At 41.2% G+C, this 26316-nt stretch carries 14 protein-coding genes; 3 read left to right on the forward strand and 11 right to left on the reverse strand.

Annotation, left to right across the window (positions count from 1 at the left end; genetic code table 11):
- Positions 1 to 10 precede the first annotated feature (10 nt).
- From dapF to AAC026_RS16885, 5 genes are all read right to left on the reverse strand, one after another.
- A complete protein-coding gene (gene dapF, locus AAC026_RS16865; protein WP_339700499.1) occupies positions 11 to 778 on the reverse strand; it encodes a diaminopimelate epimerase in 768 nt (255 codons plus the stop codon).
- 132 nt (positions 779 to 910) lie between these two features.
- The gene (gene rplS / locus AAC026_RS16870; protein WP_339608586.1) at positions 911 to 1270 is read right to left on the reverse strand and encodes a 50S ribosomal protein L19; all 360 of its coding nucleotides are present in this window, start codon (positions 1268 to 1270) and stop codon (positions 911 to 913) included.
- An 86-nt stretch (positions 1271 to 1356) separates the two neighbouring features.
- On the reverse strand, positions 1357 to 2034 hold the full coding sequence (trmD, locus tag AAC026_RS16875; RefSeq protein WP_339608587.1) for a tRNA (guanosine(37)-N1)-methyltransferase TrmD: 678 nt from the start codon (positions 2032 to 2034) through the stop codon (positions 1357 to 1359).
- A gap of 2 nt (positions 2035 to 2036) precedes the next feature.
- On the reverse strand, positions 2037 to 2570 hold the full coding sequence (gene rimM, locus AAC026_RS16880) for a ribosome maturation factor RimM (protein ID WP_339700502.1): 534 nt from the start codon (positions 2568 to 2570) through the stop codon (positions 2037 to 2039).
- 12 nt (positions 2571 to 2582) lie between these two features.
- A complete protein-coding gene (locus AAC026_RS16885; RefSeq protein WP_339700505.1) occupies positions 2583 to 3170 on the reverse strand; it encodes a 30S ribosomal protein S16 in 588 nt (195 codons plus the stop codon).
- A gap of 420 nt (positions 3171 to 3590) precedes the next feature.
- Here AAC026_RS16885 and AAC026_RS16890 point away from each other — a divergent pair, with 420 nt between their 5' ends.
- The 3 genes from AAC026_RS16890 to lpdA are packed head-to-tail and all read left to right on the forward strand — an operon-like array spanning position 3591 to position 9320.
- Positions 3591 to 6341, forward strand: coding sequence for a 2-oxoglutarate dehydrogenase E1 component (locus AAC026_RS16890; protein ID WP_339700509.1), 2751 nt, complete (start codon positions 3591 to 3593; stop codon positions 6339 to 6341).
- Positions 6342 to 6347: 6 nt separating this feature from the next.
- Positions 6348 to 7883, forward strand: coding sequence for a 2-oxoglutarate dehydrogenase complex dihydrolipoyllysine-residue succinyltransferase (gene odhB / locus AAC026_RS16895; protein ID WP_339700512.1), 1536 nt, complete (start codon positions 6348 to 6350; stop codon positions 7881 to 7883).
- Between the two features lie 36 nt (positions 7884 to 7919).
- Positions 7920 to 9320 carry a dihydrolipoyl dehydrogenase gene (lpdA, locus tag AAC026_RS16900; RefSeq protein ID WP_339700515.1) on the forward strand — a complete coding sequence of 467 codons (1401 nt, stop codon included), beginning with the start codon at positions 7920 to 7922 and terminating at the stop codon, positions 9318 to 9320.
- A gap of 96 nt (positions 9321 to 9416) precedes the next feature.
- Here lpdA and AAC026_RS16905 read toward each other — a convergent pair whose 3' ends face one another.
- The 6 genes from AAC026_RS16905 to AAC026_RS16930 form a co-directional block, all read right to left on the reverse strand.
- Entirely contained in the window at positions 9417 to 9830 is a 414-nt protein-coding gene (locus AAC026_RS16905) for a hypothetical protein (protein ID WP_339700518.1), read from the reverse strand.
- Between the two features lie 215 nt (positions 9831 to 10045).
- The gene (locus tag AAC026_RS16910) at positions 10046 to 13720 is read right to left on the reverse strand and encodes a LamG domain-containing protein (protein WP_339700521.1); all 3675 of its coding nucleotides are present in this window, start codon (positions 13718 to 13720) and stop codon (positions 10046 to 10048) included.
- A gap of 5 nt (positions 13721 to 13725) precedes the next feature.
- Positions 13726 to 17442, reverse strand: coding sequence for a hypothetical protein (locus tag AAC026_RS16915; RefSeq protein ID WP_339700524.1), 3717 nt, complete (start codon positions 17440 to 17442; stop codon positions 13726 to 13728).
- Positions 17443 to 20004, reverse strand: a complete 2562-nt coding sequence (locus tag AAC026_RS16920) for a LamG domain-containing protein (RefSeq protein ID WP_339700527.1) — start codon at positions 20002 to 20004, stop codon at positions 17443 to 17445.
- 7 nt (positions 20005 to 20011) lie between these two features.
- Positions 20012 to 24580 (reverse strand): DUF6603 domain-containing protein, encoded by a 4569-nt coding sequence (locus tag AAC026_RS16925; RefSeq protein WP_339700529.1) that lies wholly within the window; start codon positions 24578 to 24580, stop codon positions 20012 to 20014.
- Positions 24580 to 26244: a hypothetical protein gene (locus tag AAC026_RS16930; protein ID WP_339607788.1), complete on the reverse strand. Its 1665-nt coding sequence runs from the start codon at positions 26242 to 26244 to the stop codon at positions 24580 to 24582. The genes AAC026_RS16925 and AAC026_RS16930 overlap by 1 nt, the downstream gene beginning before the upstream one ends.
- Positions 26245 to 26316: the final 72 nt, after the last annotated feature.

A 26316-nucleotide genomic window follows, 5' to 3' on the forward strand; every position in this document is an offset into this window, starting at 1 on the left:
GATTTTATATTCACAGCTCGATTACTCCTTCAAATACTTTTTCGGCAGGACCTATTAAATAGATGTCCTTAAAAATGTTGTTCTCTTGATTAAAAGAAACCTGAAGCTCTCCCCCAACTGCATTGAGCCTAATTGGAGATTCGCCCCCTTTTAATGCAAAAGATAATGCAGCAGCTGTACAACCCGTACCACAGGATAAAGTTTCGTTTTCAACCCCTCTCTCATACGTCCTAATTACAAGTGAGTTGTTGGGGCACTCCTCAATAAAATTGACGTTTACCCCTTCGTTCTTGAAGCGATCTGAATAGCGAATTTCTCTACCGCTCTCTACTACATCTATGTCGTGGGCATTGGGTACATATTGTATATAATGCGGAGAGCCGGTATTGATCAAAAAGTCATCTCCGATCAATTCATGTTCGGCTACGTCATTCATTAATAAATGGACTTCTCCATCTGTAATAAACGCTTCGTGAGGCCCATCAATAGCCAAAAATTCAGTGTTATCCTGAATAATACCCAAACTCTTGGCAAACATAACAGCACATCGACTTCCGTTACCACAAAGACTTTGCGATCCATCTGGGTTATAGTAGATCATTTCGAAATCAAACTCTGGATGATCCTCGATCAGAATCACTCCGTCTGCACCTACACCAAACCTACGATCGCACAATTGCGAAACAAATGATAAATCAGATTTATCGATTTCTAGCTGCCGATTATCGATCATCACGAAATCGTTGCCTGTACCTTGATATTTATGAAATTGAATCACCTCTAAAACTTATATGGTGGGCAAAGGAACAATAAATGCGCCTCAATTAAAAAAGTGACATATTGGCGTAGAAAAAAGTTAAGACATAAAAAAACCTCCAAATGGAGGTTCAAATTCTTTAAGAGGAAATGACTATTTAGCCAATTTCTCTTTAATTCTTGCGGCCTTACCATGTCTACCTCTTAAGTAGAATAATTTAGCTCTTCTAACTTTACCTTTTCTAAGCACTTCGATTTTATCGATATTTGGTGAAAGAAGTGGAAACACTCTTTCTACACCCACACCGTTAGAAATTTTTCTTACAGTGAAAGTCTCACCGTTTGTGCCTGAATTTTTTCTCTGAATTACAGTTCCTTGAAACTGCTGAATTCTCTCTTTACCACCTTCTTTAATCTTCACGTGCACGTTGATAGTGTCACCAGAATTGAATTGTGGCATCGAAGTTCTTACTTCGTTATTTTCTTGCTCTATAAATTTGATAAGATCACTCATGATTTCTATCTCTAACAGCCTCGTCTAAAATCGGACTGCAAATATATGGAAAATGTTTTTGTAACAAGCAGGCTATCAATATTTTTTTACTCATCTAGCATTCCAGGTCGCCTAGCCCTAGTTCGCGCTACAGATTGTTCATACCTCCACTCTTCAATCTTGGCCTGATGACCTGATAAAAGCACTTCTGGCACCACCATACCTTTGTATTCAGCAGGGCGCGTATAAACAGGGGGAGCAACTAAATCATCTTGAAAAGAATCTGTTAGAGCAGAAGTTTCGTCAGACAATACACCAGGCAGCAATCTAATAATAGAATCTGCTACCACAGCCGCTGCCAGCTCACCCCCAGAAAGCACATAATTCCCAATACTTATTTCTCGGGTTATAAAATGCTCCCTTACTCTTTCGTCCACCCCTTTATAATGACCGCACAGTAAAATGAGATTTCCTTTCAAAGAAAGCTCATTCGCGATTCCTTGATTAAGCAGCTCACCATCAGGAGTCATATAAATAACTTCATCATAATCACGCTCAGCCTTTAGCTTAGAAATACAAAGGTCAATCGGTTCAATCATCATTACCATGCCTGCACCTCCACCATAAGCATAATCGTCAAGTTGGCGCTGCTTGCTGGTTGAGAATTCTCGCAAGTCATGTACTACCACTTCCACCAGACCTTTCTCTTGCGCTCTTTTTAATATAGAGTGCGAAAAGGGACTATCCAGTAATCTGGGCAATAATGTGATGATGTCGATTCTCATGATTAATCTTCTAGAAAAACATCTACTAAACCTTCAGGAATATACATGTACAATCTGTTGTTCTCCTTGTCTATTTCCTTAATCAGCTCATCTGTTAAAGGAATCAACACTTCTTTTTCAGTTTTATGTTTAATTGAAAGAAGAGTTTGCGGACCAGCCTCAAATACGTTCTCAACTTCCCCCACTAAACTATCGTCATTAGCATCGATTAAATCAAAACCAACGAGTTCATGAAAATAGAAATCGCCCTCTTCGCGCTCGGGCAAAGTAGATAGAGGCAAGTAAAGTGAACAACCTTTTAAAGCCTTAGCCAGATCTAAGGTATTCGTATCTTCAAAAGAAATAATTGCCCTGTCTCCGTTCAGTGAAATGGCTGAAATAAAAAAAGGAACCAGTTGTTGCCCTTGTTGGACAAAAACTGATTCCAAAGTTTTATACTCTTGAGGGTAATCCACGTCTAATAAGACCTGAACCTCGCCCTTTAAGCCGTGCGGTTTAGTGATATACCCTAACTGGTAACAATCTTCAACCGTCATGACCAACTATAATTAGTCTTCTTTTTTCTCTTCAGCAGCTGGTGCCTCTTCCGCAGCAGGAGCCTCTTCAGCTACTTCTGCTGACGCCTCTACTTCTTCAGTAGCCTCTTCTTCAGCAGCAGGTGCATTAGCTGCTTCTGCTTCTGCTTTTCTAGCAGCAATCGCCTCAGCTCTTGCAGTGTTTACTTTAGCTTCTGCATCCAACTTCGCTTTCTTAGCGTCATCTTTAGCTTTTGCTAATTGCTCTACTTTACCACTGATTTGAGATTCTTTGCCTTCTAACCAAGCCTGATATTTTTTATCAGCCTCTTCTTGAGTAACTGCTCCTTTAATCACACCAATTTGAAGGTGTTTTCTTAGAAGAACTCCACGGTAAGAAAGCATTGCCTTTACAGTATCTGTAGGCTGTGCTCCATTCATAACCCACTGAAACGCCTTCTCATTATCAATATTGATAGTAGCTGGGTTAGTGTTTGGGTTATAAATACCAATTTTTTCAATAAAGCGACCATCTCGTGGTGCTCTTGCATCTGCGATAACTACATCGTAAATCGCTTGTTTCTTGCGACCTCTTCGGGCCAATCTGATTTTTACTGCCATTTAACTTTTAAAGTTTAGCGAGGATCACGTCCTCTAATCTTTGAGATCACGTCTCAAAAATGGACTGCAAATGTACGGTTTTTTCTTTAATAGAAACATATAGGATTCATTAAAATTCAAACCGTTTTGATTCTTATACAGAACACTAATAATAAAGCACTTAGCTCGGCATTCAAATATAATGAAAACAGCCAATCCAAGAGACCAAAATCAAAGAACACTATCCCTCTATATACCAATTCTTTACTGTATAAAGAATTACTTCATTTACAAATACAACCCTAAGCCACCAAATACGATTAAGAACAAAACAACTTCTCGAAGCAGAAAAACTAATACATTTAGATAACCGCATAAGCGGTTTTTAATAACTAAGCTAAAGACATACCTTTGGTACTCATAAGAGGCAAACACCTGTTCATGGATAATTATTCTTATTTAAGCAATGCAGATCCTAAGGCTTTAGAAGCTCTTTATCAGCAATTCAAAAATGACCCCAGCAGTATTGATGAGGGTTGGAAAAAATTTTTCGAAGGTTTTGAGTTCGCTCAAACAGAGTATTCAATGCTACCAGATGGCCAAGCTTCGAGCACTACTCAAGCTACAACTGGTAATAATACTGTTTCTGACAAAGAGGTTCAGGTAAGAAACCTGATTCACGCCTATAGAACCAGAGCGCACCTAAGATCTAAAACCAACCCAGTTAGGGAAAGAAAAGACAGAAAGCCAATTCTTGACTTGGCCGACTTTAACCTAAATGAAGGAGATTTAGATACTCAGTTTATTTCTGGTGAAGAACTGGGGATTGGTAAAGCTCCATTGAGAAAAATCATTGATACACTTCAATATATATATGAAGGCACTGTCGGTTTCGAATACATGTATGTTCGTGACCCAGAAAAGCTGAAGTGGCTCAGAGAAAAAATTGAAAAAGATGCGCTTTCGTTTAAGCCATCTCACGCCCAGCGCGAAAGAATTCTTAGCAAGCTTAACGAAGCCGTAGTTTTCGAAAACTTCCTTCACACCAAATATTTGGGTCAGAAGAGGTTCTCTTTGGAAGGTGGTGAAACTACGATTGCCGCTTTGGATGCTATTATTAATAAGGGTGCTGAGCTTGGTGTTAAAGAAGTAATGATTGGAATGGCCCACCGTGGTCGTTTGAACGTTTTGGCCAACATCATGGGCAAAACCTATGAGCAAATCTTTAGCGAATTTGAAGGCAATTCTACACCTGACCTTACCATGGGCGATGGTGACGTTAAATATCACATGGGATTTTCGAGCCAAGTTACTGCGGTAAATGGCGAAAAAGTTGAGCTTAAATTGGCACCTAATCCTTCTCACCTCGAAGCAGTAAATCCAGTAGTTGAAGGCTTTGTAAGGGCCAAAGGTGATGAAGAATACAATAGAGATCGCTCTAAAATATTACCAATCCTTATTCATGGCGATGCAGCCGTTGCCGCACAGGGCATAGTATACGAGGTTACTCAAATGGGTAATCTTGAAGGCTACAATACAGGTGGAACCATCCATTTTGTAATCAACAACCAAGTTGGTTTTACTACCGACTTTGACGATGCTCGATCAAGTATCTATTGTACTGATGTAGCAAAAATTATTGATGCCCCTGTACTTCACGTTAATGGTGATGATCCAGAAGCGGTAGTTTTCTGTGTTCAGTTTGCTGCTGAGTACAGACAAAAATTTGGTGAAGATATTTTCGTGGACATGGTTTGCTACCGTAGACACGGCCATAATGAAAGTGATGAGCCTAAGTTTACTCAGCCGTCATTATATAATGTGATTTCAAAACACCCTAACCCACGCGAGGTTTATAATAAACAACTCATTGAAAAGGGTGAGATTGAAGCAGCTTTAGCCAAGAAATTAGACAAAGAATTTAGAGCACTTCTTCAAGATAGACTCAATTTGGTGAAGCAAAAGCCACTTCCGTACATCTACCAACCATTGGAAGAAGAGTGGAGGAACTTGAGAAGATCTAAACCAGAGGATTTTGAACAGTCTCCAGAAACTGGAATCTCAAATGATTCGCTGAAGAAAGTAGCAGACGCCCTAACTACTATTCCAAAAGGGTTTAAGCCTTTAAAACAGATAGAAAAGCAGCTGAAACAGCGTAAAGACATGTTCTTTAAAGAGAAGTCTTTAAACTGGGCAGCAGGTGAACTTTTGGCTTATGGGTCGCTTCTATTAGATGGAAAAAAAGTGCGTTTAACGGGCCAGGATGTACAAAGAGGAACTTTCTCTCATAGACATGCGGTATTGCATGACGCCAATACCAATGATGCATACAACAGTTTGAACAACCTTGGTGCGGATAACAAATTCGAAATTTATAACTCACTACTTTCAGAGTTTGGTGTAATGGGCTTTGAATTTGGCTACGCCATGGCAAACCCAAATGCACTTACCTTATGGGAAGGCCAATTCGGTGATTTTGCCAACGGTGCCCAAGTAATGGTAGATCAGTTCATTTCATGTTCTGAAACAAAATGGCAACGCATGAACGGAATGGTGCTTCTTTTACCACATGGTTATGAAGGCCAAGGCCCAGAGCATTCAAATGCAAGACCTGAGCGTTACTTACAGTTGAGCGCTGAATACAATATGGTAGTGGCCAATATCACCACTCCAGCCAACTTCTTCCACGCATTGAGAAGACAGTTGACATGGGAATTCAGAAAACCATTGGTGGTGATGTCGCCTAAATCTTTATTGCGCCATCCTAAGGTAGTTTCACCAGTAGAGGATTTTACTTCGGGTCGTTTCCAAGAGGTAATTGGCGATGATTATGCAACTGCTAAATCTGTAAAACGTGTTCTTCTTTGTTCAGGAAAAATCTACTACGATTTGCTTGAGCGCCAAGAAACAGACAAGCGTAAGGATGTTGCTATAGTGAGAGTTGAGCAAATTCAGCCATTCCCAACTAACCAAGTGAACGAAATCCTAAGCCAATATAAAGGTGCGGAAGTTTTCTGGGTACAAGAAGAGCCTGAAAACATGGGTTACTGGTCGTTTATATTAAGAGCCTATAAAGACACCGCCCTTACATTAATATCTCGTAAAGCGAGTGCTTCACCTGCAACAGGTTACGCCAAAGTACACGCTGCCGAACAAGAAAAATTAGTCGATCAAGCTTTCGCAAAAAATTAAGAAATCATGAGTCTTGAAATCAAAGTACCTACCGTTGGAGAGTCAATAACCGAGGTTACAATTGCCCAATGGTTCAAAAAAGAAGGAGAGTCTGTAGAAATGGACGAAGTTATTTGTGAGCTAGAGTCAGACAAAGCCACATTTGAACTAAATGCCGAAGCTGCAGGTAAATTGCACATTATTGCCCAAGAAGGCGAAACGCTAGAAATTGGCGCGACCATCTGTGAAATTGACACAGATGCAGCTGGAAGTAGTGCCCCTGCTCCAGAAAAAGAAGCTCCAAAAGCTGAAGCCAAAGAAAGCGCTGGCCCAAAATCTACTGGTGAAACTAAAGAAATGATTGTGCCTACTGTAGGCGAATCTATTACTGAAGTGACCATTTCTAGCTGGTTGAAAAACACTGGCGATTATGTAGAGCTTGACGAGATTATTGCTGAAGTAGATTCGGATAAAGCAACCTTTGAATTGCCTGCCGAGGCATCTGGTATACTTACCATTATTGCAGAAGAAGGCGACACTATCGAAATCGGTGCAACGATTTGTAAAATTGAGGTAACCGAAGGTGGTGCTCCTGCTAAATCTGAAGCAAAAACGGCATCTGGTGCTGCTCCTGCTTCTCAATCTGCTTCACAAGATCAAACTTATGCTACAGGGCATGCATCTCCGGCAGCGGCTAAAATTTTAGCTGAAAAAGGTATTGATCCTAAATCGGTAAAAGGCACAGGCGTTGATGGTAGAATTACCAAAGAAGATGCAGAAAGTGCTCAAAAATCGGCACCAGCACCGAAGGCAGCAGAAAGCAAAAAAGAAGATTCAGCTCCAGCCATTAGTGTTCCAGGTGGACGTAATGAAAGCAGAGAGCGCATGTCGGCCCTAAGAAAAACAGTAGCGAAGCGTTTGGTTTCAGTGAAAAACGAAACCGCAATGCTTACTACCTTCAACGAAGTGAACATGAAACCTATCATGGACATTCGTAAGAAGTACAAGGAATCATTTAAAGAGAAGCACGAGATTGGCTTAGGCTTCATGTCGTTCTTTACCAAAGCGGTAACCATGGCTGCCAAAGATTGGCCAGCTGTAAATGCTCAAATTGATGGTAACGAAATCGTTTACCATGATTTCGTAGACGTTTCAATTGCCGTTTCAGCTCCAAAAGGTTTGATGGTTCCTGTAATCAGAAATGCAGAAAGCATGAGCTTCGACCAAATTGAAAAAGAAGTGATGAGGTTGGCCTTGAAAGCGAGAGATGGTAAACTTACAATTGAGGAAATGACTGGAGGAACCTTTACTATTACTAATGGAGGTATTTTTGGTTCTATGCTTTCAACACCAATTATCAATGCTCCGCAGTCGGCTATTTTGGGAATGCACAACATTGTGGAACGCCCAATGGCAGTAAATGGTCAGGTTGAAATTCTTCCTATTATGTACTTAGCCCTTTCTTACGATCACCGCATTGTAGACGGAAGAGAGTCGGTAAGCTTCTTGGTAAGAGTGAAAGAATTACTGGAAGATCCAACAAGATTGTTACTTGGCGTCTAATCTCAATACTAAGTACTCACTACTAAATACTAGAAAATGAAATATGATGTAACAGTGATTGGTTCGGGACCTGGTGGTTATGTAGCGGCAATTCGTTGTGCACAACTGGGAATGAAAACGGCCATCATCGAAAAATACGATACATTAGGTGGTACTTGCTTAAACGTAGGTTGTATTCCTTCAAAAGCATTACTCGATTCTTCAGAACATTACCATAACGCAGCGCACACCTTTAAAACGCACGGCATTGATTTAGATAACCTTCAGGTAAATCTAAAGCAAATGATCGATCGCAAAGCTGGTGTGGTAACCGATAACGTGAATGGTATTGCCTTCTTAATGAAGAAGAACAAAATTGATGTTCACACTGGTGTTGGATCGTTCATCGATAAAAACAACATCAAAGTAACCGACAAAGACGGCAAAGAAGCCAAGCTTGAAACGGATAAAGTAATTATTGCTACGGGTTCAAAACCTTCTTCACTTCCTTTCATTAAAATCGATAAAAAGCGTGTTATCACTTCTACCGAAGCCTTAGAGCTTAAAGAGGTACCAAAACACATGATCGTGATTGGTGGTGGTGTTATCGGTATGGAATTAGGTTCGGTGTATGCCCGTTTGGGTGCCGAAGTATCTGTGGTAGAATACATGGATTCCCTTATTCCTACCATGGACAGCACTATGGGGCGTGAGTTGAAGAAGTCGTTGAAAAAACTCGGCTTCAATTTCTACCTAGGTCATAAAGTAACCGAAGTAAAAGGCACAGCGAAAAATGTAACTGTTAAAGCTGAAAACAGCAAAGGTGAAACTGTTGAATTGAACGCAGATTACTGCTTAGTTTCTATAGGTAGAAAACCTTATACTGATGGTTTGGGCTTAGAGAACATTGGCATTACACCAGATGATCGCGGCCGAATTGAGGTTGACGAGCATTTAAAAACCAAAGTGGATAATGTATATGCCATTGGTGATGTAATCAAAGGCGCCATGTTAGCCCATAAGGCTGAAGAAGAAGGCGTTTTTGTTGCAGAAACCATTATGGGGCAAAAGCCACACATCAATTACAACTTAATCCCTGGTGTAGTATATACTTGGCCAGAAGTGGCTGCCGTAGGCTATACCGAAGAGCAATTGAAAGAAAAAGGAGTTGAATACAAAACTGGCTCTTTCCCTTTCAAAGCTTCAGGCAGAGCGAGAGCTTCAATGGACACTGACGGTTTAGTAAAAGTATTGGCTGATAAAAAGACCGATGAAATCCTGGGTGTACATATGATTGGCCCAAGAACAGCTGATATGATTGCTGAGGCGGTGGTAGCAATGGAGTTCAGGGCAAGTGCCGAAGACATCGCGAGAATGTCGCATGCACACCCAACTTATACCGAAGCATTCAAAGAGGCTTGTTTAGCAGCAACTGACAATAGAGCGTTGCATATTTAAGAGCAATAAGACATACTGAAAAAACAAAAGAAGGCCGTCAAATGACGGCCTTCTTTCTGTTCAACATTAAACTCAACTCAACCAAATATTCTTTTATTATTGTGCTTTTTCTTTCGTAGTAACTCTTCTATTCAACCGTATCAAACCAACTTCTAATGAACTCTCTACTTGAGGAGACTGTAAGCATACGAGTGTTTTCATATCATATGTTTTAAACTGCGCAGCTACAAATACTGTGTCTTTCTCTTCATTCTCATATCCAAATGAGAAGCGAATATCTCCATCGCAAACGAAGTCGAACATTGGTCTTTCTTCATTATCGATTGTCAGTTTTATTTCTTTCTCAACTTCTGAAAATTGAAAAAGCGTTTTCTCATCTCCTGAAGCTTCCCATTGGCCTATTAAAGCCTCTTTTAAAACTTCATTTTTCGAATCAAAAAAGCCATTTCCTGAAACTCTTGATCCGTGGCAGCTAGTTATTAATATTGAAAGCAATAGGCATACTGCCATAGTTGGTTTTGAGTACTGATACATCACATAATAGTTGGTCGACTATTTATGATCAAAACGCTCGCCATTTTGAAAAACAGCTTATAACAAAAGGAAGGGCTTATATAGAAAGTAACCCCATCCCAAATTGGGATTAAATTCCCAAATCAGGTTTATAAATATAAAAAAATGTATTTCACATAATCAATTCTGTACAGTAGATAATCTAGAAACTATTAAGCCCAGGGAATGTTTCTCTGATCACTTACTAAGTTATAATCAATGAAGAGTACGTCTACTGTCCAAGTTTCATTTTCATTATGGGTAGCCAACTGAGCGTCTATATACCACCTACCATTCTTGATTTTCATCAATACTCTAATATCAACAGTTTGGGCATCGTGCTCTTCAATATCACCCCCTTCAGCTGAAAAACCTGCCACTATTGCCATTGTTGTACTTGCTGACATTCCTGTATCCCTATCATCTTCTCCGTCAAATCCAGAATATCGCTTTAAAACAAATGGTTTAGTACTAGGCTTTAAAACACCACTGTACCTAACATCGCCTTGCACATTAACAGCACCTTGTACTTTTAACTTATCTGAGCTATTGGGAGTAGTACCAATACCTACATTACCATAATCATAATCAATGGAAAGTCTGTCCTCAAGCACTTCATCTCCTGATCTTGTTCGTAAGACAAGTGCACCTCCAAAGGCATTATCACTCGAGTTTCTTCCCTGAATACTTGCCATAATTGCCTGTGCGTTGTTGTTGAAAAAATCCAGTTCAGCAAAGCTCTCTTTAAGATAGTGGTTATTACCCTGCAAAGTCAGTTTGGCTGAAACATCTATTGTCTGCCCGTTATTTGTAGCATCAATTAGGGCTGAAGCATTATTTGCCTGAAGTTTCAATTGAGTATCTGAATCATTGAGAATCAATTTGGGCTTGGAGGGATCGAAATTATCCATGTATAGACCCAACTGTTCTACATTGTTTTCATTCTTAGAAGCCAAAGCACTTTTCACATTGTTGCCTTCATCTGTGAACTTTACAGAAGTTGTGTCGTCTGAACTGTGCCTACGCAGTGCTACTTCACCTCCCTCAACTGTCAGTGGCGATTGCGGTTCGTTAGCAGTTTCTCCAATCACCACTTTCCCAGAATCCAAAACACTTAAGGCAGTAATAGAATTACTGACATCCCCAGTTACTGGATAAGATTTGAGCCTCAATCCTCCTAGTGCATTTCCATTTGGAGCATAATACTGGATAGCCGAGTTTCCAGCTGAACTCGTCCAGTGTAATGAAGGAAAATTACTGCTATTATTAGGTTCTAGATTAATGTCTCCACCCAATATATTTATATAACCAGCGTATGCAGCTGAGCCAATAGTAACCCCTCCATCATTGGCCAAATTCAAGCGTGGATAGGCGTTGTCGTTAACATAAAACTTTAATGCGTTCGATGCATAACCAAACCCTGAGTTTTCATTGCCAACAAACACCTTTGAGTTCTTCTCCTTAATTACCCCTTTCTCCAATATCAACGTGAACTGACCGTCCCAATAGCCAGGTATGTTCTGATACTGGATGTACATATTGGATTGACCCGATGGTGAAACAGGGACAAGGTTTTGAATTTCAAACACTATGCTATCCCGTGGCCCCAACACAATTGTTTCAGTAGGCCTCAGCCTCCAAAATGGTTGCTCGCCTTCTTTAAATTGCTCAACTGTCCATTCAGTAGTCACATCAGATAAGCTAGTATTCAGAGTGACCATTCCTTCGGTTATCTGAGATAGTTCCTGATAAGTATTTACATCCCAATTAGAGTCTATTGGCTCATTGGAGTTAGCATCCCACCCCTCAAAGCTGAGCACCAAGCAACTGCCCTCATCGGCATTCAGGGTGATGTTATTGGCTTCTGCCCCATTGTATGAAGTATCTGAAGAAAGCCCATTGGTTATTCTGAACGAGACTGTATTATTTTGATCTATAAGTATTTGGTTGGTGCCAGAAAAGCCAGCAATCAGCGGTATTTCCTTTTTACCCTGGTGGTTCAGTATGTTGATCGTTATTTCTCTTTGGCCTGTTACTGGTGTGGTTCCACCCTGAAAAATTAAACCCTGATAAGCCATTTGAACACGAGTACTTCTTGTTCCTCCTGCAGGATCTACAGTGAGGTTAAGAAGGGTGATACTAATACTATCAAGTGGATAAAATGTCAATTCTTGTTTGGCATTAAAATAAAGCGGAACACTGCCATCTGCGAATGCATCACCAACCATGAAGTACCACTGATCAGCTTCAATTATACTCAGCTCATCTATTGCTGATGAAGAGATTATCCCAGGTCGGAACAACAATTGCATCTGATAGTCACTAGCAGAAACCGAGTTTTGTTCAGCAAATACAATGGCTTGCTTGGCCATATTGGCTATTTGTAGTTGCACCTGACTGTCATCAGCTACATCGGTTATGTACAAAGTATTTACTTCACCATCATCTACAAGCTGAAAACCAAGAGGAAAAATATTGTTGAAAGAAGAGGTAGTAACCACGCCACTAGCCATATCTTGCTCAATGCCTATTGGACTAATGGCCCTATGGTAAATATATACTTGGGATAAGTCTCCTGCATAAAGTCTCGAACCATTAATAGTTGAGCCAATAGTCCCTTTGTTACAGCTTCCGCTATAGCCCAAGGGTTGAGCAAGATGGGCTGTTTTATTGGCATTCAGAATTCCATCAATGTAAATCTGCTTGGCTCCTGTGCCAGCCTCGTAAAGCACGCTTATAAAGTGCCATTGTCCATCGTTAATGTTTTGAGTACTGTAAAGTATGTCGTTAACATTGGTACGGTCGCAGGTTTGCCAATGCACTATACCCGATTGACTGTTATAGGTATCTATGTACAACCCGTAAAATGATGCTCCATTGTAATCAATCAGTTGCATTGCCCCGTTACCTGTAGTCCTCACCCACATTTGAACCGTAATTGAAGTAATGCAGCCCAAGCCTGTATAAGTAGGGTTAAGAAGGGAGATATCTACTGGATATTCACCTAAAAAGTGCACCACACTGCCAAATGTAGGGTCTGTGATAAGCGAAATATTGCTCAATGTGCCTTCGATCCTTCCATCGAAATTATTTCCCGAAACATCTTCAACAGTATTGTTAGTAATGTTGTCTAACGGCAGTAACAACTGTAGTTCATTGGCCAAATCATCGTCAACTATATCATCAATTTCGGCACTGGTCAGCGGGTCTCTATAAACCCTTACATTCGCAATCAGTCCATTAAAAAAAGTAGCATTAGCAAGGCATCCGCCTACACTTATTGCTCCATCTGCTGGTAAATTAAAACCAATGTTATTTGAAGATGTAAATGCAGTATCTTTACTATTGTGCCTTAACGTAAGGCTATTGCCATTAACTACCATGGCTATAAAATGCCATGTGTTTGCTGTAATTATTTCATTTGTTTCTAAACGCACATTGGCCTCAAAAGCATCAACCCATGCGTACAGGTTTCTTTCACTGTCAACTCCTAATTCAACCGCTATTTGGCCTCCGTTACTGGCCGAGGAGGCTATGGAAAAGATGGGATTATCGCCTTCAGCCAAATCATTTAGACAAACCCAAGCGGTGATTGTATAGGTTCTTTCTCCAGGGTCGAAAGCTCCATTGAAATTATTGGAACTCCATACTGGAAATATGAGGTAATCTTCATTTCCCGGAAAATTACAGACATGACCAAAGGTATCGTCTGTAATGATACTGACATTACCTACTACACTGGCATCGTTACTATTACCGGTTTTATCGACCACATAATCGCTGCCTTGTTCTTCAATAACTATACTATCTAATGGTAGGTATATGCAAAGACTGTCTAATGTACTCATAGCTGTTAATTATTAGGTTGATCGAACCCCAATGCTGTAAATCCGGGCTCTAGATTTTCGTTATCATTTTCTTCGTTATGTTCAATGGGCTGTTTTGGTTTCAGCTTCAGCCAGCCTTCTACCAGCTTTTGGCTTCCTTCAAATACAGCACCTTCCCTCGGAGGATTGAGGTCTCTCACTACATTCCAGTCAAACCTAGTTCGCTCTACCCACGACCAAGCATACCCAGCTTGTGCACTAAAGGGAATTGTCATCTTTAGGTCTGTGGTTAGTACAGGCGCACTTAAAAAACTTACTTCCATCTGGCTCATGGCTTGGGCATAATGAACGGATGGAATTTCCAATTCCTTTACGGGAACAATTCCGCAAGTAGCATGGAGCTTGCCCCGCGGATCGAGCAGCAGGGTCAAGTAGCAGTTGCCAGTAGTTGGCCCCAACTCAAATTCAAAATCGGACTCACCATGGCCTGCAATTAAGTTGTTGGCATTAAGTTCGCCTTCTGGTGAATAGAATACATCATCTTTAAACGAGTCTCCTTCTTCTATCCAATAGCCAATTGTTCCGTCATTCAACTGGTTGTATTCTCCTATTCTTACCGGGAACCTAACCGCTTCAAAGCGATCGGTGCTACGATAGTTTCTACTTAAATCTTGATGAAAAACAGGCCAACCCTGATTCACTACTGGGCCGCCACAGAGTTCAAGATTAAGGTGTGCTCTAACTACGGCAATGGGTTGCCCCATGAGCACGGAAAGTGAATCGACAGAAGCATAGTTCTCTGGGTCTATATTGTCCTGAGCACTATTTATTGTAATGAGGTAATCGCTAAAAAAATCGGGCCCTTGTAAAAGCAAGTAATTTACTACTCTTAGCAAATGCTCATTTTCTATTTTTTCGACCTGATATATGGCGCTGTCACTTCCTGGAGCTGGTTGCCATCTGGCCTTGGCATCTATGTAACCCAAAGCTTCTCCAGCCTGATTATAAAAGAACAAGCTTGCATCTAAATGATTGGGCAACATCCAACCGCAAACAGGCGAAGTGACGGGCTGCAGTGTCATTTCCTCTTCGTCTGTTTGGGCATCCAACCATCTGAAATTGAGCCTAACAGGCTGCATAATCCTTGGAGCAAGGCATACTTGATTGGCTAGCAAACTGCTTTCGTTCATCAGTTCTGTTTTGCCCACTGAATCCGTTGAAAAATCTTTGAATTGCCCAAAACTATCCACTAGCCTCAAGCGCATCAGGCTCATTCTTCCAGAACGAATTGGGTTGAAATCGTTTAACGGCAGAGGTGCCAAAGCCCGTTGATTTCCGACCAGATCACTTACTTTCTGGGTAAACATCTGATTGCTCTGAAAACCTATGGGTTCGGCTATATCCAATTGAGGTGTTTGCTCCAATTGAATCATGACTTGGTTGAATCCGCCCAAAGACTGCGTAAGCGAAGGCCAATCGAAATTAATGGAATAAGCCCTCAGAATTGAATAAATTGGGTCAGCCGCTTTGTCAGATTCGCTTGCTCCGTTTGGTATTTTGTTTTCCGTATACCAATTGAGCACTGATTGAATATTGTCCCAGTCGAGCAGATAATCATCACTTGGAGATATTTCCTGATCACCATAGTATTCTGGCATAATGGAATCATTCAGTGCCTGAACTAAAGTGTTGTTCATGCCCTTACTTGCGTAAGGGGTCATTACCGTAGAGCCAACATATAGATTGGCAGCAGGAATTACACTGCCAGCGCTTGCTTTAAGACTAAAGTCTGGAGCATTTTCAAGCAGATCATAATTAGAAGAAATAAAATCAGAAGAGTAGTTTCTGTCTGCGCTGGCCACATTGCTTCGATTGCTTAGCGGCATAAAGGCTGCTTCCCATTCCATTAAAATGGGGTTCCAAGGCTGGCGTTCCCAAACATTAATGCCTATGGACTCTGGATCATAATTATCAAAGAAGTCATCTATTTTATTCAGTAAACTTGAAGAGACTTCTTTGCTTGCGCCTGTTCCTGTGGTTAAATTTTGGTTATTGAATTGCGAGTCGTTATAGCAAATCAGTGCACCATCTGCACCATGCCTGTTAGTAGCTTGGGCATCGTCTCCAGAAATGCAAACAACAGGCTCGTTGGGTACCCAAAAACGGGGTGCTGCCTTGGCCGTCACGCTCAAAACCATTCCATTTTCTACGGCTGTTTGTGACTCATTAAACTGATTTACGGTATCGAGCAATTCATTGAGTGCATAAGCTGTTTGCCCCGCAAAGCCATGAATTTGATTATCAGCCACACCTGCACTTATCAATGCTTTATTATCTTCTAACTGAAACCGCAAGGCTCCAGCACCTGTTCGTTCCTGATGAGCTACCAACGATTTCATTTCCTTTTCAGAAATAAATAGGCGTATGAGATCTATTGGGGGAAAAGATTCATCGATACCACCTGGAGGGTAAGATGCTGCCATGTATTTATGCCAATCCGCAAACAATTGTTTTTGCATTGCTTTCCATTCATGGGTTGCTCGATCGTACTCGTTTTGCAGGGCATTTGCTTTTTGCAACAACCGCGATATTTCTTCGGGGATTGTTGTTTTTTGGGCATTCTGGCTTGCTTCGGCATTGGCAGTTTCATTGTTCAAGAGCTTTACATCCAAGTCCCAAATGGTACCTGCATCAATGGCAGAAAAGCCTTTGGTATGCCTACTTTCATTAAAATTAGCTAGAACATCCAGTTGCATAGTGCTTAACTGGGCCGACATTTGAACGGCTTCCAATTGTTCTTCAATCATTGTACGGTTGGCTGGGTCTACTTGATTGGCCAGAAAAGCCGACAAGGCTTCTGTTCCGGTATTGGCAATAGTTATGGGGTCGAATGAAACTTTTGAATTTGGGGTTGAATTGGCTGCTTCTGAGAAAACCAATTCCGCCACATAAATACTTTCTGCAGGCACGTATGAAGGGTCAGTGGTATTTTCACCTACCTGCCAATTGAAGGCTTCCAGCACTGCCAGAAAAACATCTGCTACCGAAGAGTTTCCATTTCTACCAGTATATTCCTGAATGAACTTGGCATAAGGATCTTTAGTAGCATCACTATAGTACCCTACTACTTTATAGTTCAGTGTGTCATCAGGAGTAAAAGTGACATCATCATCTAAAAAACCAAACACACTTGAACAGTTGGGGTAAAAAGCGGCAAAAGCAGCATCACCCCAGCCCACAGCTGTCAACGTTTCTAGATAGGTCTCTCCTGTTAAAGAAGTAAGCTCGGCCCTCAAAGGATAATTTCTTCCCATATACCTGAAGGGCTGCTCGTTGGTCGCTCCCTGAAATGGCATTGTTATGGCTCCCGAGGCTTTCCCTTTTCCTGGTGGAAATAAATAATCACTCTCTATTAACCATTCCCTTTCAGGGAGCCCTCCACCTGACCGAACAATCAACCATCTGTTGGGAGCATTGGGAAAAGTAGTTCCATTCTCAGTAATCAATGATCGGGTAAGTGCATCGGGTAAGGCCCAGTGCAGATGTAGTCCTTTTTTTAAATAGTGTTGCGAATCATCAAAAGGCTGTCTGTACAAAGTTTCGCTAATGTAGGGCGAGTCGCCATTATGATCCCTTGTTCCATCAGACCAAGGCGTTTTGCTAAAATCCATCATTGGCCCCGGTACGGGCATATGTTCCGAAAGAAGAAGGGCATCTAAAGCAACTGGAACGAGTAAGGCCATTTATTGAAAGTTTTGGTTAGTGAAACGTACACGCTGAACACCTTCTATCAATTCGAAAGCAAATTGGGCGGAGGTGATAGTATTGAATTCATTGGGCAATGCATTGTTGATATTATTAGCTGTTTCTCCACAGCTTATCACCCTATCTTCTCCTTCATTATAAAAGACCACGGGTGTAGTACCCTGTTCATTTCCATCTGTATTTCGCAAGGTTACTTCATATTCGTTGCCTTCAGTTTTCTGTACTCCAAAATGCAGCGTGGTGGGCTTTTGAGAGATGTCCACCGTTTTTACAATGCCTTCAAAAAGACAAAACAGAAAATTATCCGACAGCATTTCTTTTCTGATGATCCGTATAGGATTAGTACTGATCGGGTTTTCGTCTTCTGCGTAAACATCGAAGGCTTGGATCATAACATCAGGCCATGATTTTAAAGTGGCTGATCGGATCATCATGGCAGAATATTCGCCTTCTGAATTGATCCCGATTTCTTGAAGAATAGCCCTATCTTCCTCTAAACGAGCGGCAGAGGAACGGCCGATGCTGAATGCTCCATCCAGTAGGCATTTTAACCAAGTATGGTCTATCCTGCTAAATGCAATACTTTCTAAAGGAAACTGAGCTTCGTCTGGAATTATGTAGTTGAAAGGGATTCCTTCTAATACTCTTAACTGATTCAGGAATGGGTACAGCAATGCAGCTTGGGTGTCGGCATCCCTTACCATGGAAATTTCTTTTGGCGTTAATAGTTGAGGATAAATCCTAAAATTAGCCATGCTTCCAAAAAAATAACCTCGCTCACCTTCATAGTCGTGACAACCCAACTTCAGTAGGTTATAGGCAGGTAAGTTGTTAGATAGAACAACATTACTTTCAATCTTAATTTCACCGTCTACCCATACGATTACTTTTAAAGTATTGGGCTCAAAACTGTTTTGCAAAACGATATGATACCACTTTCCCTCTATCAAGCCGCCATCCATGTTGCGTTCCCCGTCAACTGTCATCAGTTTCAACTGGCTACCATCAAGCACCAGGCTATTGTAGAGCTTATTATCACTACTCGCAGAATACTCTATGATGTACCTCAAGTTTGCAGTAGAGCCATCAAGGTTGGGTTGTTCAAAGTGTTGAATGCGGATCCACAGCGAAATGGTTGAGGTATTGTCATTAATTCCAGTACATAAAGCATCGGCATTTACATAGGTTGTATCTCCATCAAAATTGAGGCAATCGCCAAACTGATTACTGGTATTGAAATGTGTTACCCCTTCTTTCAGAATTTGCAAGCTTCCTCCTGCTAAATTTTCTTCTTCTAACTTATTCAACCTAAAAAAAGCATACTGATTTTGACTGAGATTATTCCATTTTTTGCTCTTGCCATATATCGGCAAATGGGCTTTTTCAATAGCTTGTGTTGCGGATTTGGTTAAAAGTGTTTGCTTACGTTTCCACTGATACAACTGAGTACTGTACTGTTTACTTTTCAGTGCCAGTAGTCGGCCCAGCTCCCAAGCTGCGGCATAGGCTGCTACAAACATTCCCAAACTAGAATCGTACGCAAGCAAACTGTCTGCACTCAACACCGGAAGCTCAAATGAAAGTGTAGTTTGGGGTACGGCAAGTGGTCCTCTATAAAAAGAAGCTGTGCTCTGCCCATTCCTCAATTGATGGGATAAAACCAAAAAGCCTGCCTCATTGGTATAATCACTTGCCGGATTATCTTCCAATCTTTTAATGAGGTCGGCTGAGGATAACTGACTTAAGGCTGTTGAGAACAGTGTACCACTATTTTCACCTTCCGCTTCAAAACTCCATGAATACAATACTGGAAGTTGTGTGGGTTCGGCCAGAGCAATTGACCTAAGCTCGCCATTTGAAGTATAGGCTCCTTCAAATGAAACCAGAAAAGCGCGTGTATGGGAACCTACTCTTGGCAAACGATTGCCCACAATAACCGCAGAATCTTCTGGCAATTTTTTCCCCTGATCATCAAAAGAGCGTCTCACATGCGCCAGCAAACTTAGATCTTGGCAACGGGGGTAAATTTTCGACATCAACTCTACTGGAATATTAATGACATTCACCTTTTGTTCTGGGTTATCTCCCGATTCTGAAGGGAATACCTGACTGTCCAATGCGGTAATGGGAATATTCTCCGTGACAACACCATAACTGTCCATTTCCATTTGGTCAATCAGCAATAAGCCCAGCCAAGGCATTTGTCCAAAGGATGGTTCAAAAGCTTGATTGTCGAAAATTGGAGAGCGTTCCCAAGGCAGTGTAGTTCGTTTTAAAATCACATGGGGCAGCACTTCTGAAAAATCACCAATGGTATTCGGAGCTGGAAAAACACCAAATACTTCACTTGGAGATAAGCCAAACCGTGGCCCAAGTACACTGAAGTTCATCGATCCAGATTGACTCTCGCTTACTCCTTCACCATTAATGGTCAATTGGGTTTGCAATTGATAATCTCCATCCAATAAATCAGGTACTTCATTTTGGATGAATGTGATGCTGCCTTTGGTTGGGTCTTCTATGAACTGTCTGTTATCCATATCTTTCTCAGTTGGTTGAATACCCGTTTATCAATGTGGGTGAACCCAACAATTGGTTTGTAAAATCATCTGATAGATTGATCAAAGGGGAGCATCCTGCTGCTACCAAAACGGCACTTCGGCTCTCTATCACTTCATTGGAAAGTAGCGTTTCATCAATAAGGGTTTCTACACTCTCAGAATCGGTCTGATCAACTTCTAAGTTTGACTGTAAGTCGAATGCAGCAGCACCAAATCTGGTTTCGAAGTTTAACTTACTCTTGGGTATCTCTTGAGTATGCCCCGGAACAGGAGGGTTCAATGGAATGAACTTTAAGCCTGTGGCGCAATTTTCCAAAAAGAGATCACCATTCAATGATGGACTTGATTCCGTTCCCCATAGTGCTACAGGAAGCTTCTTACTAGTATTTCGGGTCTTAAATTGTGCTTCGGCCAAAGGGCTTCCGTCTTGCAAAACCGTAATGGACAGGGTTACATTTAATGAATCAAGGCCCATAGAGGCTACACCAAAAGCGGTGTTATTATCATGTGTAACTGTTTCATCCGCGCCCGTTTGGTTAACCGAAATGGCGGTAAGAGGTACTACTGATGAAACATCTAATGCAAAGTTTCCCGGATTTATAATGAATCGCCCATCCGTTGTTTGGCTTACCAAACCTGAAGTGGGCGTTACGGCTACCCATTGTTCTTCTGGTAAGAATGAGCTTTTGAACTCTTCCCAGGTAATGGGTGGTGGAGTAACAGGCAAGGCTTGACCAAAGTTAATATCGAATGAAATAATAGAAAGGTCAATGTGCATTGTCCCACTGAACTCGGGACCAAAAAGGTGCAAATCTGCACCTACTTCATAACTCAGTGTTTTCTTGAGGCCAAACTCACTAAACGTATAAGATGCACCAACAGAAACAGATGCTTTGGCATCATAATAAAAGGGTTTCCATCCCATCAACAGGTTGGCGTTGGTGTTGAACCAAATGGCAATGTCGCTGCTTTTCCAACTTACTTGTAACTGACCCCCAGCCATCATTGAACTGGCAAGTAGCGCAAAGTAGAGTTCTCCCTTAATGGTCAATGAGCTATCGTATTGCCAATTCAGGCCAATTCTCGGCACAGCAGGATAATGGCTTGGTACAATAAACTCCGGGTGGTAACCTCCGGCAGTCAGTACAAAATCGCCTTCATGTTCGCCTCCTAGCCAAGCATACATGGCCGCCCCGCCCGTAAGCTTCGCTTTTCTGGACAGGATGAAAGAATTGTCCGTAAGTTGAGCAGCTACAGCTATTCTATCGTCTTCAGAGCCATAACTAACATCCAAAGCAATCTGTATTTCGGCCAGCGCCTCATCTCCTGCAAGTGGCGGAGCCATTAAGGTAGCAGAGCCAAACAGGTCAATTTCCACGGTTTTGCCCAAACTAATCATAAGCAGAGCAAAGCAATCCAACAGTTTAAAGGAAGTGAACTTTATACCAGCCGCTGCCCAGTATTCTCCAACATTGAGAGGGGTATAGTTATTCAGCTTAACCAGTTCATCTAGAGGATCAGTAGCAGTTGTACTGTTTCCAAGAACTTCGCTAACCAAAGGGAAATTCAGAATATCATTTAATGGAGGAACTATTAGACTTCTATTATAGCCAAAGCCTCCTGTAATTCCGGTTATAATCAAGTAGGGCTGAATGGTGATGGGAATGCCCAAAATCATATAAATGAAAAGCGAAGGGTCTCCATTATAGTTGGCATAAGAGCCCATAGCACTAAAACCAAGCTCTTCAAATTGGATAGTGACTACTCCACTGTATTCATCAAAAGAAACACCGTTCAGCTCCTTTAGTTGATGTAAAAATGCGCCTCCCAATTCTAATGGTCCTTCCGAGAATTCTATTCCCATTCCGTCTAAACCAAAAGTGGGGATAAGGTCGGTATATGGAGGGCTAGCCGTTAACGGTGCGCTAACGGAAAGACCACTAACCGACATGGTGAGCCCAGCGGTTTGCAATGAGGCATCTATTAAGAACTTTAGTCTGTTGACATCGGATTGATAAAGAACTCCAATTCTCCCTAAATAAACTGGCCCAAAGTTTTTTTGAAGGTTCCAGTACATGGGCTCAATCACGAGACTATCGTCAAGGTCTCGGGTGCTAACTGCCTGTTCTTGTTGACCCGTTGTCAACTCTATCTCCCCTGTATCTTTATTAATCGCAATCGGTAGGCTGTACTGTTCTTGCCAATCACCAAAGCGCATAGTGGTACTAATGACGAAACCTTCGGGTATACTATTGGGGTCTGAACCTCTATTTTGAGGAAAGGTGATGGTATTGGGTGGAATAATTTCGTTTAACAAGGCTACTTCGGCACTTGATATTTCTTCTGAAGCCACTAAAAATTGGTAGGCCAGTGCTACTGTTTGGTCAGGCGAAAAATACCTCCCTACTAAAGGCAAATTGGATAGGTTGATGTTGTTGCCAATATCCAACCCAAAAACAAATTTGATATCTGAAGGATCACCTGTCTGTTGTGGTGCTTCTATGATCATACCGAAAACGGCATCTTTGAGCATAAAAGTGAGACCTTCAGGTATGGGGTTTTGGTTAGTATTTACCCCAAAAAGGGCTCCAATCAATATGCTAAGGTCTGTTTCCCAAGTTTTGTCATCGCTAAGTACAGCTACAAAAGCGCTCGTTGTTGGGTCGGTAGAAAAGGCCAAATCGAAAATAACTCCAGCTACGTCTAAGTGACCAGCAAATGACTTTCGATAAGTATCATCGCTTTGCTTTTCAATTTTGATATCGACAACCATGACGATATCCGTTTCCCATGCTGTTAAGTCCAATTCGGCATGGAAAGTAAAATCAAGCGTTTGAGTGTTCAATGTCAGCCCCAGATTGGTGATGGACATATCTGTCAGAAATTCAGGGATGATATCGTCTTCTATACCAAAAAGGGTTTGGGTTTGCTGAATTAGGTCGAGTACACTTAAACTAGAACCGTCTTCAGTTACTCCAGTAAATATCCAAGCACCGTCATCTCCAGGGTACTCTGCTTTCAACTGAATTATTGCACCAATAAGAGTAATCTCTCCAGCAATGAATCCGCTTAGGCCATTATCTTCTGGATCATAAGTTACTTGCAAACTGAGGCTATCCAAGTAAATAGGAAGGGGTGACAAATCCCAATCTTCAATAATTTCTAATTGGAGTTCGTAAAAGCTAGACTCAAGGTCGCATTCGTAGCTAAACTCATCTATTAACAAAGAGGGTACTCCATTGGAAGAGCCCAAAAACAATTCGACTACTTTGCGAAGATCAACGCCAGAAATGTATTCTGCCAAAGGATCAGTATCGTCAGGATCAAGAGGAATAGTGTTGGCCAATGCTCCAGTAAAATAAGTAACCGGGTTTCCTCCTGATATTTCAAAAGAGGCCAGTTCAAAGAAGTCAATCGAACCAGACCATGTAAAACTGGCATCCGGACTGCCCAGAGGGTTACTTACTAAAAACTCCAGATCGACCTGATCAATACTCATTGAAGCTTCTGAAGACTCCAATGTCAGTATTGTCCATGGGCTACTGTTAAGAACCTGTACTCCAATCGAAGATATGTTGGCTACTGCATTTGAGTTAAAATCATAATCCAAGTACAAGCCAGCAACTGATATGTATTGATCTAGCTGAAAATTATTCGGAATAATATTGCTCAGATTAACACCTCCAACAAAAGCGCTTAGTTGATCAATACTTGCCTGGATCAGACCTGAAATCTCAGCATAAAAACGCATTCTCATACCAAGGTTGGTCACTTTGACACTAATAGGCAATGTGTATGTACCTGTGGCAGCAACAAACGTAATTTCGGTGGCTAATAGTAAGAACGGTTTGGCAGTTTGCCCAATATTAGCTGCAGGATTAGACCCCACATCGAAACTTAATTGAACTTCTCCAGTAGCTTCTGCAATTGCTCCAAAATCAAAAGTAGGATTATCTGTAGAGCGAATGTCCATAGCTGCCAACCCTGCCCCTTCCTCTTCCAAAGTAACGGTCCCCAATAGCTCTAAAGATTGAATCCCGAAAAGCTCACTTAAGCCTCCAGTCATCGCATCAATCCTCAATACACCTTGGAAACCTACACTCACGGAGTTTATGGCTGTATTTAAAGAAAGTGATGGAAATGGATTATCAAAAATAAACGACTCAACCAGTGAATTCTGAAAAGGCGGAAAACTATCGGACAATAGCCATGTATTATCTGTGCTCGCCCGAAGCTCAAAAGCTCCTTCTAAGTCTTGTTGAGTTGGATCCACCACATAAAATGCAATGGTCACTGCCAAACCTTCAAATGGCAAATCGACTCCGATGCCAGAAACCACAATAAGGTTTAAACCCAAGTATTGATCGACCCAATCTTCGCCTGCAGGCCATTGATCTTGACTCTCAGCAATACTTGCATTACTTAAACTTAGGACTTGATTTGGAAAATTAGCTGCAGCAATGGCATTTGCACTAACCGAATCGAGGCTAGAAATCTCCAAATTAAAGACTCCCTCATTCAAAGCATTTTCGAGTACGTTTTGCAGGCTATTCATCAGGCTGTTGGCTCAGGAAAAACACGATAAATAGCCCTGAAAGCACCAGCATTACAATTGAAGTTCAGGTCTGGGATTTTGATATTGGAAAAAGTCGTTTCCCTACTCAAGTACAACCCTTTTGCAGGGATTAAAATAGGTAAAGATCCAACTGGCGGTGGGCTTTCTTTTAGAACGTAAAAAGTTTTGTCCTTTTTCTTGGTCTTAGCACCTTTTTTCTCATAATCATCTTTATTTTGGTCATAATAGTCGGCTACCCAATTACTTCCTCCATTGGGGGCAACACTATACCAAACATCTAAATTGTGAGGAGTCTCCAAAGTACTGACTACTTCTTCATAATTTGAAAGAACATTAGCTGGAGGGAAGAAAAAAGACTTGTAGAGCGGCCTGCAACTTGCTACGACACTTTTAGGCCTGAGTTTTCCCTGAATGAAGTTTAACGGAACTACAGTTTCATCCAAGCTAGAGTTAAAATCGTTGCAATGAACGGCACTGCTATGATGAGGGATATTACTGAGCACATAGTTAGCCTCATCAATCGAGCTGTTTAGAAACTTAAATGTAGTATTGGTTGCATCTCCCATTAGAAGCATGACTTCCTCATTATCCACCGATAAATTATTCTCATTTTTATAACTTATCCTTGTACAAAGGCTTGCTGTATTCTTGGTGATGGAATCAGTATATGGCGGTTCCACACTTGTTGTTTTAGGTACCGGATCGATTGGATCGCTTTCACCAGAGTTAAGAGATTCATGTTCATCTGTACTTTTAAATTCCCTTTTTTGAATTTTATTACTTTCTGGTTGCGCCAGTAACCTACGTTTTCCAGTTGTAGCAATGGTCTCATATGTTTTAAGAACATTACCTCCTACTATGGAGATATCCCAACCTCCCAACTGATTACCAGAAATAACTTTAAACACTGCTTCATTTAACTCATTCCTTATTCCATAATTCGAATTACTGCCCCCATTATCAGTAGTGGGTGTTCTAACTCTACTTTCCAAATTGTAGGTATAGTAACACTGTTCTTGACCATTGATAACTACCTCTATAACCTCCTCCGTGTCCCATCTTCTATCCATTATTCTGGAGCCTAGTTTGTCCTTCTTAGTTCCTAAATATTTATTCATGGAACGAAAACTCTTTGGCTTTTTTACCGAATAGGGCTCGCTAATTTTACTGTATTTAGAGTCTGGCCCCACAGAATTGGGACCATCACTGAAATAGACATTTCTTATCGTAATTGTAGTAGGAATGAATTCTACAATTTTATTGTAGTGATCTCCATCACAATGTGTAAGTATGAGAAAATCAAGAACATTCTTATTTGTTATTGAGGGCTGAATATCTGGATAAGTATAATTACCCGTCCATTGATCTATTTGGTTGCAAAGCCCTTGACCGATTTCAGACATTACCCGTTTTTTTTCTGCAGCACTAACATCATCACCTGAATATGCCTTAGATCCGCAATCAATCATCCCCACCCTACCATCGGGACAGCGAATAAGAGTACATTCCCCCTGCCCCATACTGACGAACATAAATTCAAATTTACCATCAACTTGATCCTCTGGAGTTGCATCAGTCATTTCAACATCAACAGAACCCGTACCCTCTACATTTCTGGGACTAACACGAGATGTTTTTTTCATGGAAATCATAGCAGCAGTATTACAGTTTCCTATTAAAAAAATTAACTAAAGGCTTTATTTCTAAACTTATAC

The sequence above is a fragment of the uncultured Roseivirga sp. genome, from assembly GCF_963973945.1.
Lineage (GTDB): Bacteria > Bacteroidota > Bacteroidia > Cytophagales > Cyclobacteriaceae > Roseivirga.

Coding starts and splice junctions, on each gene's coding strand:
- rplS (WP_339608586.1), bottom strand. CDS start 1,270: ATGAGTGATCTTATCAAATTTATAGAGCAAGAAAATAACGAAGTAAGA.
- trmD (WP_339608587.1), bottom strand. CDS start 2,034: ATGAGAATCGACATCATCACATTATTGCCCAGATTACTGGATAGTCCC.
- rimM (WP_339700502.1), bottom strand. CDS start 2,570: ATGACGGTTGAAGATTGTTACCAGTTAGGGTATATCACTAAACCGCAC.
- AAC026_RS16885 (WP_339700505.1), bottom strand. CDS start 3,170: ATGGCAGTAAAAATCAGATTGGCCCGAAGAGGTCGCAAGAAACAAGCG.
- AAC026_RS16890 (WP_339700509.1), top strand. CDS start 3,591: ATGGATAATTATTCTTATTTAAGCAATGCAGATCCTAAGGCTTTAGAA.
- odhB (WP_339700512.1), top strand. CDS start 6,348: ATGAGTCTTGAAATCAAAGTACCTACCGTTGGAGAGTCAATAACCGAG.
- lpdA (WP_339700515.1), top strand. CDS start 7,920: ATGAAATATGATGTAACAGTGATTGGTTCGGGACCTGGTGGTTATGTA.
- AAC026_RS16905 (WP_339700518.1), bottom strand. CDS start 9,830: ATGGCAGTATGCCTATTGCTTTCAATATTAATAACTAGCTGCCACGGA.
- AAC026_RS16910 (WP_339700521.1), bottom strand. CDS start 13,720: ATGAGTACATTAGACAGTCTTTGCATATACCTACCATTAGATAGTATA.
- AAC026_RS16915 (WP_339700524.1), bottom strand. CDS start 17,442: ATGGCCTTACTCGTTCCAGTTGCTTTAGATGCCCTTCTTCTTTCGGAA.
- AAC026_RS16920 (WP_339700527.1), bottom strand. CDS start 20,004: ATGGATAACAGACAGTTCATAGAAGACCCAACCAAAGGCAGCATCACA.
- AAC026_RS16925 (WP_339700529.1), bottom strand. CDS start 24,580: ATGAATAGCCTGCAAAACGTACTCGAAAATGCTTTGAATGAGGGAGTC.
- AAC026_RS16930 (WP_339607788.1), bottom strand. CDS start 26,244: ATGAAAAAAACATCTCGTGTTAGTCCCAGAAATGTAGAGGGTACGGGT.